Origin of the sequence: Microbacterium sp. NPDC089696, assembly GCF_044749125.1 — a bacterium.
In the GTDB taxonomy this organism is placed as follows: domain Bacteria; phylum Actinomycetota; class Actinomycetes; order Actinomycetales; family Microbacteriaceae; genus Microbacterium.
Window position 1 is genome coordinate 2070233 of record NZ_JBIVHF010000001.1, and the last position, 11429, is coordinate 2081661.

An 11429-nucleotide genomic window follows, 5' to 3' on the forward strand; every position below is an offset into this window, starting at 1 on the left:
GGGCGCTGAACCGCGCATCAGTCCTTCGGCCAGGCGGCCGCCACCGCCTCGCGCACCTCGCCGAGAAGCTGCGGCAGCGCCTTGGTCTTCGCGATGATCGGGAAGAAGTTCGCATCCGACTTCCACCGCGGCACGACGTGCTGGTGAAGATGGCCGTCGACGCCCGCGCCCGCGACCACGCCCTGATTCATGCCCAGGTTGAAGCCGTCGCAGTGCGACACCTCGCGCAGCACGCGCATCCCGATCTGAGTGAGCGCCCCGATCTCGGCGACCTCCTCGGGCGTGGCCTGGTCATAGGTCGCGATGTGGCGGTAGGGGCACACGAGCAGGTGTCCCGAGTTGTACGGGAACAGGTTCAGCAGCACGTAGGCGGTCTCGCCGCGCGCGACGATCAGTCGCTCCGCATCCGGGTGCTTCGGCGCCTCGCAGAACGGGCACTCCTCGCGCAGCGGCTCCGGCCCCGCCTGGATGTACGCCATCCGATGCGGGGTCCACAGCCGCTGGAACTCGTCGGGGACGCCGGCCAGCAGACCGGCGTCCTCGACGGAGGAGTGCTCGTCGGTCACGCCAGGTCCCCGGCGGTCTGCACCAGGGTGTGGTCGGCGATCGCGGCGCGGATGCGCGAGACGGCATCGGCGATCGGCACGCCGTTCTCCTGCGTGCCGTCACGGTAGCGGAACGAGACCGTGCCGGCGTCGCGGTCCTTCTCCCCCGCGATCAGCAGCAGCGGGACCTTGCCCGTCGTGTGCGTGCGGATCTTCTTCTGCATGCGGTCGTCGGACGTGTCGAGCTCGGCGCGCACACCGGCGTCGCGCAGCGTGCGGATCACGTCGCCCAGGTAGTCGGCGAAGTCCTCGGCCACGGGGATGCCCACGACCTGCACGGGCGAGAGCCACACCGGGAAGTCGCCGGCGTAGTGCTCGAGCAGGATCGCGAAGAACCGCTCGATCGAGCCGAACAGCGCACGGTGGATCATGATCGGCCGCTTCTTCTGGCCGTCCTTGTCCATGAACTCGAGGTCGAAGCGCTCGGGCAGGTTGGGGTCGACCTGCACGGTCGAGAGCTGCCATGTGCGGCCGATCGCGTCGCGCGTCTTGAGGTCGATCTTCGGCCCGTAGAACGCGGCCTCGCCGGGAACCTCGGTGAGCTTCAGCCCCGAGGCCACGGCGACGCGACGCAGCGCATCGGTCGACGACTCCCAGAACTCGTCGGAGCCGATCCACTTCGACTTCTCGTCGTCCTTCATCGAGAGCTCGAGCTCGAAGTCCGTGAGGCCGAAGTCGCGCAGCATCGAGAGGATGAAATCGAGGACCTTCGAGACCTCGCCCTCCAGCTGATCCGGCGTGACGAACAGGTGCGAGTCGTCCTGGGTGAACCCGCGCACACGGGTGAGCCCGTGCAGGGCGCCCGAGAGCTCGTTGCGGTAGACCGTGCCGTTCTCCGCGAAACGCAGCGGCAGGTCGCGGTAGCTGCGGGCGCGCTCCTTGTAGATGAGGATGTGCATCGGGCAGTTCATCGGCTTCAGGTAGTAGTCCTGGCCCTGCTTGGTGATGTTGCCCTCGTCGTCGCGCTCCTCGTCCATGACGATCGGCGGGTACATGCCCTCCTTGTACGTCACGAGGTGGTTCGAGGTGAGGAAGAGGTCCTCCTTCGAGATGTGCGGCGTGTACACGTAGGTGTAGCCGCCCTCGATGTGGCGCTTGCGCGCGTGCTGCTCCATCTCACCGCGCACGATGCCGCCGCGAGGGTGCCAGACCGACAGCCCCGAGCCGATCTCCTCGGGGAACGAGAACAGGTCGAGCTCCTTGCCCAGACGCCGGTGGTCGCGCTTGGCGGCCTCCTCCAGCCGGTGCTGGTAGGCGCGCAGCTCGTCCTTCGACGGCCACGCCGTGCCGTAGATGCGCTGCAGCTGAGGATTCTTCTCGCTCCCGCGCCAGTACGCCGCGGCGATGCGGGTGAGGTCCCAGCCGTTGCCGATCATGCGGGTGTTGGGCAGGTGCGGGCCGCGGCAGAGGTCCTTCCAGACGACCTCGCCGTCGCGGGTCGTGTTGTCGTAGATGGTGAGCTCGCCCTCGCCGACCTCGACGGAAGCGCCCTCGGCCGCCTCCTTGCCGCCCTTGAGCCCGATGAGCTCGAGCTTGAACGGCTCGTCGGCCAGTTCAGCGCGCGCCTCCTCGTCCGTCACGACGCGACGGACGAAGCGCTGCCCCTCGCGGACGATGCGCTGCATCTCCTTGGTGATGGCCTTGATGTCCTCGGGCGTGAACGGCGTCTCGACGCCGAAGTCGTAGTAGAAGCCGTCGGTGATGGGCGGCCCGATGCCGAGGTTCGCCTGCGGGTTGATGCGCTGCACCGCCTGCGCCAGCACGTGCGCCGCCGAGTGCCGGAGGATGTTCAGCCCGTCGGGGCTGTCGATCGTGACCGGCTCGACCTCGTCGGTGTCGGTGATCGTCGCGGCGAGGTCCTTGAGATCGCCGTTGACGCGCATCGCGACGACGTTTCGGTCGGAGAACAGGGCGAAGCCGTCTTTCGGCTGGGCATTTTCAGGCACGGAACACTCCATCTGGGTCTCGGTCCAGGCTACTCGCATGAGCGGGCGGTCCCGACCGCTAGACGCCGCCCTCCGACGTCGCGGCGGACGCCGCCGGCGCGAGGATGATGATCGCCGCGCCGACGAGCGCGACGATCGAGCCTACCCAGTCCCACACGGTGGGCTTGAAGCCGTCCACGATGATCCCCCAGGCGAGCGAGCCCGCGATGAAGATCCCTCCGTACGAGGCGAGAACACGCCCGAAATGCGCATCGGGCTGCAGGGCGGCGAGGAAGCCGTACGCGCCCAGAGCCATCACCCCCAGCACCGCGAACATCCATCCGCGGTTCTCCTTGACCGACTGCCAGATCAACCAGGCCCCGCCGATCTCTGCGGCGGCGGCGAGCACGAAGAGGATGCTGATGCGGAACACGGTCATGGACTCAGTGTCGCAGAGCCGACGCCGAGCGATCAGGCGCCGGGGACGACGAGCCCGGACTCGTAGGCGAGGATCACGAGCTGGGCGCGATCGCGGGAGCCCGTCTTCGTCATGATGCGGTTCACGTGCGTCTTGGCCGTGTGCGGCGAGATGGTGAGCCGATGGGCGATGTCGTGGTTCGTCGACCCCGTGGCCACGAGAACCAGCACCTCGCGTTCGCGCGCCGTCAGCGCGACGACGGCGGACTCGTCGGTCTGCGCGTCGACGCCGCGCAACGACCTCTCGATCACGGTCCTGGTCGCCGCCGCGGAGAGCAGCGCGTCGCCACGGTGCACCGTCAGCACGCCGCGCACGATCTCGTCGGGGTCCGCCCCCTTGCCGAGGAATCCGCTGGCGCCGGCGCGGAGCGCCGCGACGACGTTCTCGTCATCCTCGAACGTCGTGAGGATGAGGACCCGCGGCGACGCCTGACCCGCGGCGTCCGCGGCCGCCGTGATGCGCGCGGTGGCCGCGATGCCGTCGAGCACCGGCATCCGGATGTCCATGAGCACGACGTCGGGTTCCAGGGCACGTGCGAGCTCGACGGCCTGGGCGCCGGTCGCCGCCTCGCCCGCGACGACCAGCCCGCCGTCGGCGAGGATGTCGCGCACGGCGTGACGCACCAGCGGCTGGTCGTCGACCACGAGCACCGACACGCTCACGCCGCGTGCTCCGGTTCCACGGGCAGTCGCGCCTCGAGCGAGAACACGCCTCCGCCCGTCGACATCCGCAGATCTCCGCGGACGGCGGCGACGCGCTCGCGCAGCCCGCGCAGACCGTGACCGCTGCGCACCTCCGTCGAGATCGTGGCGACGACGGGGTTCGCCACCCCGATCAGCACCGCGTCGGGCGCGGATCGCACGGCGACGGTCGCCGCCCGGCCCGTACCGTGCTTGTGCACGTTCGTCAGCGCCTCCTGGATGACGAGGTGGGCGACGCGGTCGCGAGCCGGCGAGAGGGGCGGCAGCGCGTCCGGCATCCGCACATCGAGACGCAGTCCCGCGCGCCGGAACCGCGCGACGAGCGCGTCGAGGTCGGCGAGACCACCGGCCGGAGCGAGCGGATCATCCGCATCGTGGTCGTCCGCACGCAGCATCGACAGCAACCCGCCGATGTCGGTGAGCACGGTGCGTGACGCCTGCCGCACGGTGGTGAGGGCCTCCCTCGCGCGCTCGGGACGTTCGCTGAGCGCCGACGACGCGACACCCGCGTTCAGGCTGATCACGGCGATCTGGTGCGCCACCACGTCGTGGAGGTCCCGGGCGATGCGGACGCGCTCCTCCGCGACGCGGCGGCGCGCCTCGTCGTCCCTCGTCCGCTCCGCCTGCTCGGCCCGCTCGGTCATGGCCGCGGCGAACTCCCGCCGTGACCGTGTGGCGTCGCCGAGCGCCCCGCCCAGCGCGACGAGCAGCACGAACTGCAGTGCCGTGGTGTCGAAGAAGGCGCCGTCGAGGGCGACCCCGTTGGCGGCGAAGGCGATGCCGCACGCCGCGATCACCGTGCTGAGTCCGACTCCACGACCGTGCAGGTCGACCACGGCGAACGCGCAGATCGAGAGCGCGAGCAGCGCACTCGGCGCGAGGATGCCGACGGATGCGAGAACGCTCAGGCACGCCGCGGCGAGCCCCACGGCGATCAACGGAACGCGGCGACGGATGAGGACCGCCACCACGGGCAGCAGCGCCGGGATGAGCAGCGCACCGCGCGCGCGGTAGGTCTCGTCGGGGAACGGGAGCAGCGCGAACAGTGCCACGAGCAGGACCGCGACCGCGTCGCGGATCCGGGGGCCGCTCCACACCGTGCCCCGTCTCGCCATGCATCCAGTATTCCGCGAGTGTCCCGCTGCCGGATCCTCCCGCGGTACGACTCGCACTACTGCGGATGCGGTATCCCGAACACCGCGCCGGGGCGATGCGCGTGCGACGACGTCCGCGGACAGTGGAGGGTGGGCGCCGTCATCCGCCGCGCACCCGGAAGGACACCATGAGGAAATCCGTCAGACGACTGCTCATCACCGGGACCGCCGTGGTCGGCGTGCTCGCGGTCGGACTCACCACCACGTCGATCGCGAACGCCGTCGCGACCGCCCAGGAGCAGGACCGCATCGTGCCCTACGGCCGCACCGTGACCGTCGACGGACGGGAGATGAACGTGCTGGTCGCCGGCTCGGGTCCGGAGGACGTGGTCCTCCTCCCGGGATTCGGCACGGCCTCTCCCGTGCTCGACTTCGGCCCGCTGGTCGAGGACCTCGCGGCCGACCACCGCGTGATCGTCGTCGAGCCTTTCGGCTACGGACTGAGCGACGGCACGGACCGGCCGCGGACCACCGCGAACATCGTCTCCGAGGTGCACACGGCGCTGCAGCAGCTCGACGTCGACCGGTACGTCCTGATGGGGCACTCCATCGCGGGCCTCTACGCGATCGAGTACACGCACCGCTACCGCGAGGAGGTCACCGCGTTCGTGGGGATCGACACGAGCGTCCCCGGTCAGCCGAACATGGACACCGTGTTCCCGGTCGGGCTGCTCGGAGCCGCGAAGGATCTCGGACTCGTCCGCCTGCTGTCCGGCGGCGGCGGCGACGACGACGACCGATCGGAGGAGTACACGGCCGCGGATCGGGAGCAGATGCGGCTCATCTCCCACCGCACCTCCCTCGAGCCGACCTACCTCGACGAGATGGATCGCATCCGCACGAACTTCGCGGAGGCCGCGGACGCGACCTTCCCCGCCGACCTCCCGCTGCTCCTGTTCACCGAGGCCGACAACCTCCACAATCCGGACTGGCTCGCCCTGCACGAGCATCAGGCGGCCACGGTCGACGACGGCACGGTGGCGCCGATCGACGGCGGTCACTATCTGCATCACACGCACTCCGCCGAGCTCGCCGCGACGTTCCGGGACTGGCGGCAGCGACTCGGGTAGCGTGGCGGGATGCTCAGAGACGCGCTCCGCTGGACACTCGCGGCACTCCTCGCCGCGGCCGGCGTCATGCACTTCGCCAGCACGCGCGGATTCCGCCTGGTCGTCCCGGACTGGGCGACCCGGGTCACGCGCCTCGACAAGGACACGATCGTCGTCGCGTCGGGCGTGGTCGAGCTCGCCCTCGCCGCCGCGCTCGTCGGCCTTCCGAAGGAGCGTGCCCGCGTGGGAGTCGCGACAGCCGCGTTCTTCGTCGCGGTCTTCCCGGGCAACGTGCATCAGTGGCGCACCGGCCGTTCGGCACCCGGCCTCGACACCGACCGACGCCGATTCGTCCGGCTCCTCCTCCAACCCGTGCTCGTCGCGTGGGCGGTGTGGTCGACGCGGGGGGATCGGAATCGTACCGCTCGGAGCCGCCGCCGTCGAGGGCGCCGCTGAGAGTCGGAGTCCGCGCCGTTCCGCGGGACAATGAGGTCATGGCCTCCCCCTCACTCGTGTGGTTCCGCGACGACCTCCGGGTCGCCGACAACCCGGCGCTGCGCGCGGCGATCGACCGCGACGAGCCGATCGTCGCGCTCTTCGTGCTCGACGAGGAGTCGTCCGGCATCCGCCCGCTGGGAGGCGCGGCACGCTGGTGGCTGCACCACTCGCTGGCGTCCCTCGCGGAGAAGCTCGACGCCCTCGGCGCGACGCTCGTGCTCCGCCGCGGTGCGGCCGAACAGGTCGTGCGCCAGGTGGTCTCCGAGTGCGGCGCCGGGGCGATCTTCTGGAACCGTCGGTACGGCGGGGCCGAGCGCGACGTGGACACCGCGATCAAGACCGCTCTGCGCGAGGACGACCGCGAGGTGGTGTCCTTCGCCGGATCCCTGCTCCACGAGCCGTGGACCGTGACGACGGGCGCGGGGACGCACTTCTCGGTCTTCACGCCGTTCTGGAGAGCGTGCCGAGCCCTCCCCGCTCCCCGTGCTCCCCTCCCCGCCCCGCGCACCCTCCACGGTCTCCCCGGGGGCCCGACGTCCGACGACCTCGACGCCTGGGGGCTGCTCCCCACGCGACCCGACTGGGCTGAAGGTCTGCGGGAGACCTGGGTGCCCGGGGAGGCGGCTGCGCGCGAGCGCCTGCACGAGTTCCTCCACGACGACCTGCCGAAGTACGACCGGGCACGCGACGAGCCCTCGGCGGGCGCGACGTCACTGCTGTCGCCGCGCCTGCGCTGGGGGGAGCTCAGCCCCTTCACGGTCTGGCACGAGGCGGTGGCGGTCGACGGCGCCTCCGGGTTCCTGTCGGAGGTCGGCTGGCGCGAGTTCGCATGGCACACGGCGTTCCACTTCCCCGACCTCGCGACGCGCAACCTCCGCCGCGAGTTCGACGCTTTCCCGTGGCCGCGCCTGCACCCGACGCATCTGGAGGCGTGGCAGCGCGGTGAGACGGGAATCCCCCTCGTGGACGCGGGGATGCGCGAGCTCTGGCGCACCGGGTTCATGCACAACCGAGTACGCATGGTCACCGCATCGTTCCTCGTGAAGAACCTGCTGATCGACTGGCGCCGCGGCGAGGAGTGGTTCTGGGACACCCTGGTAGACGCCGACGGCGCGAACAATCCGTTCAACTGGCAGTGGGTCGCGGGTTCGGGAGCCGACGCCGCGCCGTACTTCCGGGTGTTCAACCCGGAGCTGCAGGCGAAGAAGTTCGACGCCCAGGGCCTGTACGTCTCCGAGTGGGCCGCGGATGCGCCCACCGAGCCGATCGTCGACCTCGGCGAGACGCGCAAGGCCGCGCTCGCCGCCTACGACGTGGTCAAGCGCTCCTCCCGCACCGAGGCGTGACGAGCGCTCGACGCACACCGAGCACCCGGGTCACGATGCGTAGCGCTCCACCCGGAGCACGCAGTCCAGGGTCTCGTCCTGCACGTCGACCGTGGCGTTCCAGTCGGCGCTCGCGCCCGCGTCGATCGGGTCGACGTCGACCTGGGAGAGCGAACGCGTGTCACCGCCCTCGGTGAGCAGGGAGACGTAGATCCGGTACGAGGCCGCACCCGCGCTCGAGTTGGTCACCGTTCCTGCCACCTCCCAGTGGTCGCCGGAGAGCTCGCAGGTCTTCACCTCGGCATCCGCGAGCGCACCCTCGAGCCCCTCGCCGGAGCCCGGCGTGTCGGTGATGTCGGTCACTCCGGCCTGCGCCTCGTCCGAGGCGGTGGGAGTGGGGGTGGGCTCGGGCGCCGAGTCCGTGCATCCGGTGAGCACGAGTCCCAGCGCCACGGCGATGCCCGCGACGACCACCCCCGTGGCTGCCGGACGGCGTGCGGCGGTGGTCGGAGAGGAGGTGCGGAGGATCTGCATCGTGTCGCCTTTCAGTGCGGTATCGCTAGGAGGAGAGGTTCTGGGGCCTGGTCGTGCGGCGTCGGCGGCCGACGAGCAGGAGCACGAGTCCTCCGAGGAGGATCACCGCCGCACCGCCCACGAGCGGGAGCGGGTCCCCGCCGCCCGTGAACGGCAAGAGGCCGGTCGGTGCGGGTTCGGGCAGTCGCACGGTGTCGGACGCGACGTCCGTCACCGGCACTCCGGACTCCGCCTCGACACTCGACACCACCGCACGGGACGTTACCACGCCGCCCTCCATCGCCGGGGTGATCACGACCGTGGCGGTCGCCGTCACGCTCTGCCCCGGGAGCAGCACGCCCGGCTCACCGGGCCACACGTAGGTCAGCGGCGAGAGCCCGGGATAGGGGTCGCGGATCGTGACGCCGGTGAGGATGGTGGTCCCGGTGTTCGTCGCCGTGTACCGGAAGATCAGCGTGTCTCCTGCGAAGCCCTTCTGACCGTCCTGCACCGAGATGCTCATCCCCAGGTGGATGCGCGGTTCGTTCGGCACGTCGACGCGGACGGTGTCGGAGCCCGTCGCCACGGCGCCGTCGGGCGCCGTGCCCTCTGCGGAGGCGGTGTTGTCGATGTACCCGCGCGTGACGTCGCGGAGCGTGATGACGTAGTCCGCCGTGACCGTCGCGGACTCGCCCGCGGCGAGGACACCCGGTACACCGGGCCACGTGGCGGTCGGAGCACCGAGGCCCGGAAGGTCGTCGGTGATGGTGACTCCGCTGAGCGTGACGTTCCCGGTGTTGGTGACGGTCACGAGGTAGCGGACCGCGGCCCCCTGCTGAGGCGCCCCGAGGAACGTCGAGGACTTCTCGAGCGTGAGCGCGGGTGCCGCGGTGATCGGCGTCTCCCCCGGGGCCTCGTCGCGGACGATCGTCCCGCCGCCGTCGCCCGTGGTCGTCGCCACGGACGAGAGGAGACCGGCGTCGACCTCGGCCTGCGTGAGCGTGTGGCTCGCGGTCGCGGTCGCGGTCTGTCCCGGTGCGAGCACCCCCTCGACGCCCGGCCACGTGATGCGGAGGCCGGTGAGCGCAGACTGGCCGTCGGCGAGCGTGATGCCGCGCAGCGTGATGTTGCCGGTGTTCTCGATCGTGAAGGTGTACTCGACGACGTCCCCGGGGCGACCGGTGGCTCCGTCGGCGAGCGTCTGGGTCTTCGTGAGATCGATCGCGGGAGCAGCGCCGATCGTCGGCACGACGGACTCCGGAGACTGGCCGGTCACCGCGTCGCCGCCCGCCGTGAAGGCGCCGGCCGATGCCGTGTTGCGCACCGCTCCGGCGTCGATGTCGCTCTGCTGGATCGTGTAGGTCGCGGTCGCCGTGACGGCCTCGCCCGGCGCGAGGCGGCCGGCGGTGGACGACGGCCAGGCGCCGTAGGCGATGTCCGACAGTCCCTCGAGCGGGTCGGTGAGCTCGACCGACGAGAGGGTGAGCGTACCCGTGTTGCGCACCTCGAACTCGTAGGCGATCTCGCTGCCGAGGGAGCCGTCGCCCGTGCGGGTTCCCGTCTTCTCGACGGACAGCACTCCGGTGCCGCCGACGAGCGGGACGATCGTCAGGGGCGACCTATGCGTGACCGTGGCCCCCGCGGGCGTCGTGCCCGTGCCGGTCGTGACGTTGCGCACGGTGCCGGCATCGACGTCGGTCTGCGTGATGAGATGCTCGGCCGTGACGGTCACGGTCTGTCCCGGGAGCAGCCGGCCCGGGTTCGCCGGCGACGGCCACGCGTAGACGAAGCCCGTGAGGCCGTCGACCGTGTTCGTCAGGCTCACGCCGTTCAGCGTCGTGTTCCCCGTGTTCTCGATCGTGAACGTGTAGTCGATCGTGTCGCCGCGCACGCCCGTGTCTCCCGGGGCGAGCGTGGCGGTCTGCGTCGTGCGGATCGCCTGCTCCGGGTTCGTGGGGTCGTCGGTCTGCATCACGAACGGCGCGGAGCTGCCCGAGACGACCACGCCGCGAGGCGAGGTGCCGAACGAGGTCGCGACATTCGAGATCGATCCCGCATCGACATCCGCCTGCGTGACCGTGTACCGGGCGACGCCGTTCGCCGTGCCGCCCGGAGGCAGGATGCCGGTCGCCGAGGGGAAGTCGATGTCCGGGGTGCTCAGCCCCTGCAGCTCGTCCTGGAGGCGTATCAGGCGCAGCGTCACGTTGCCGGTGTTCGTGATGTCGAAGGTGTACTCGATGATGCTGCCCACGCCACCGGAGCCGCTGACGAACGAGCCGCCCTTGACGGTCCGGATCGACGGAGCCTGGTCGGCTGTCGGGATCGGTTCGGTCGTGGATCGCGAGGTCAGCACCGTGCCGGACGGCGTCGTCGCGCGCACCGACGCGGTGTTCTGCACCGTCCCGCGGTCGACGTCCTCCTGCGAGATCGTGTACGAGGCCGTGCCCGTCACCGCCTGTCCGGGCGCGAGGACCCCGGACGCCCCCGGCCACGTGAAGGTGATCGCGCCGAGGCCCGCAAGGTCGTCCGTCACGGCGATGCCCGAGAGCGTGACGGTACCGGTGTTCTCGATGCGGAAGTCGAAGGTCACGGCGTCGCCGGCGCCGTTGGATCCGGGAGTCCGGAGGGTGCCGGTCTTCGTGAAGACGAGTCCGGGCGCCGGGACCAGCGACACCGTCGCCGGGGCGGACGCCGTCGCCGGTGCGCCGCCGTTGGGCGGTGTGCCCGAGCCGGTGACCAGGCTCGACACGCTGCCGGCATCCACATCCGCCTGCGTCAACGTGTACGTCGCCGTCGCGCGCACGGACTCGCCGGGAACGAGCACACCCTCCGTGCCCGACCAGACGTAGGTAGGCGTCCCCACACCCGGGAGAGCATCCGTCAGTGCCGCGGTGTCGAGGGTGACGTTGCCGTCGTTGGTCAACACGTACGTCCACGTCACGACATCCCCGGCCTTGCCCGTCGCCCCCGGAGCCAGAGCACCCGCATTCGTCACCGACACCGACGGCGCAGCCACCGCCGTCTCCACCACACTCTCCGGCGACGTCGCACTCACCGAACCCCCACCACGCACCGGAGACCCCGACGCCACCGCCGTGTTCACCACACGACCCGCATCCACATCCGCCTGCGTCACCACATACGACCCCGTCGCCGTCGCCGTCTGCCCCGGAGCAACCAC

Annotated in this window: 10 protein-coding genes; 3 read left to right on the plus strand and 7 right to left on the minus strand. The window is 70.8% G+C overall.

The window, feature by feature from the left end; genetic code table 11:
- Window positions 1-17 precede the first annotated feature (17 nt).
- The 5 genes from ACIPY8_RS10250 to ACIPY8_RS10270 are packed head-to-tail and all read right to left on the minus strand — an operon-like array spanning window position 18 to window position 4824.
- Entirely contained in the window at window positions 18-566 is a 549-nt protein-coding gene (locus ACIPY8_RS10250) for an HIT family protein (RefSeq protein ID WP_400817588.1), read from the minus strand.
- The gene (thrS, locus tag ACIPY8_RS10255; protein WP_400817590.1) at window positions 563-2563 is read right to left on the minus strand and encodes a threonine--tRNA ligase; all 2001 of its coding nucleotides are present in this window, start codon (window positions 2561-2563) and stop codon (window positions 563-565) included. Before thrS ends, ACIPY8_RS10250 begins: the two co-directional genes overlap by 4 nt.
- A gap of 46 nt (window positions 2564-2609) precedes the next feature.
- Window positions 2610-2969 (minus strand): YnfA family protein, encoded by a 360-nt coding sequence (locus tag ACIPY8_RS10260; RefSeq protein ID WP_400817592.1) that lies wholly within the window; start codon window positions 2967-2969, stop codon window positions 2610-2612.
- A gap of 32 nt (window positions 2970-3001) precedes the next feature.
- Window positions 3002-3670 carry a response regulator gene (locus ACIPY8_RS10265; RefSeq protein ID WP_400817594.1) on the minus strand — a complete coding sequence of 223 codons (669 nt, stop codon included), beginning with the start codon at window positions 3668-3670 and terminating at the stop codon, window positions 3002-3004.
- Window positions 3667-4824 carry a sensor histidine kinase gene (locus ACIPY8_RS10270; protein ID WP_400817596.1) on the minus strand — a complete coding sequence of 386 codons (1158 nt, stop codon included), beginning with the start codon at window positions 4822-4824 and terminating at the stop codon, window positions 3667-3669. Before ACIPY8_RS10270 ends, ACIPY8_RS10265 begins: the two co-directional genes overlap by 4 nt.
- 167 nt (window positions 4825-4991) lie before the next feature.
- Between ACIPY8_RS10270 and ACIPY8_RS10275 the strand changes: the two genes are divergently transcribed.
- From ACIPY8_RS10275 to ACIPY8_RS10285, 3 genes are read left to right on the plus strand one after another with little or no spacing between them, the layout of a single operon-like run.
- Window positions 4992-5933, plus strand: coding sequence for an alpha/beta fold hydrolase (locus ACIPY8_RS10275; protein ID WP_400817598.1), 942 nt, complete (start codon window positions 4992-4994; stop codon window positions 5931-5933).
- 9 nt (window positions 5934-5942) lie between these two features.
- Window positions 5943-6368, plus strand: coding sequence for a hypothetical protein (locus ACIPY8_RS10280; protein ID WP_400817600.1), 426 nt, complete (start codon window positions 5943-5945; stop codon window positions 6366-6368).
- Window positions 6369-6406: 38 nt separating this feature from the next.
- Complete coding sequence (locus ACIPY8_RS10285) at window positions 6407-7756, plus strand: cryptochrome/photolyase family protein (RefSeq protein WP_400817602.1); 1350 nt, start codon at window positions 6407-6409, stop codon at window positions 7754-7756.
- Window positions 7757-7786: 30 nt separating this feature from the next.
- Here the strand turns inward: ACIPY8_RS10285 and ACIPY8_RS10290 are convergent, their stop codons facing one another.
- Both ACIPY8_RS10290 and ACIPY8_RS10295 read right to left on the minus strand, forming a co-directional pair.
- Entirely contained in the window at window positions 7787-8269 is a 483-nt protein-coding gene (locus ACIPY8_RS10290) for a hypothetical protein (RefSeq protein WP_400817604.1), read from the minus strand.
- Between the two features lie 25 nt (window positions 8270-8294).
- A complete protein-coding gene (locus ACIPY8_RS10295) occupies window positions 8295-11264 on the minus strand; it encodes a hypothetical protein (RefSeq protein ID WP_400817606.1) in 2970 nt (989 codons plus the stop codon).
- Window positions 11265-11429 lie beyond the last annotated feature (165 nt).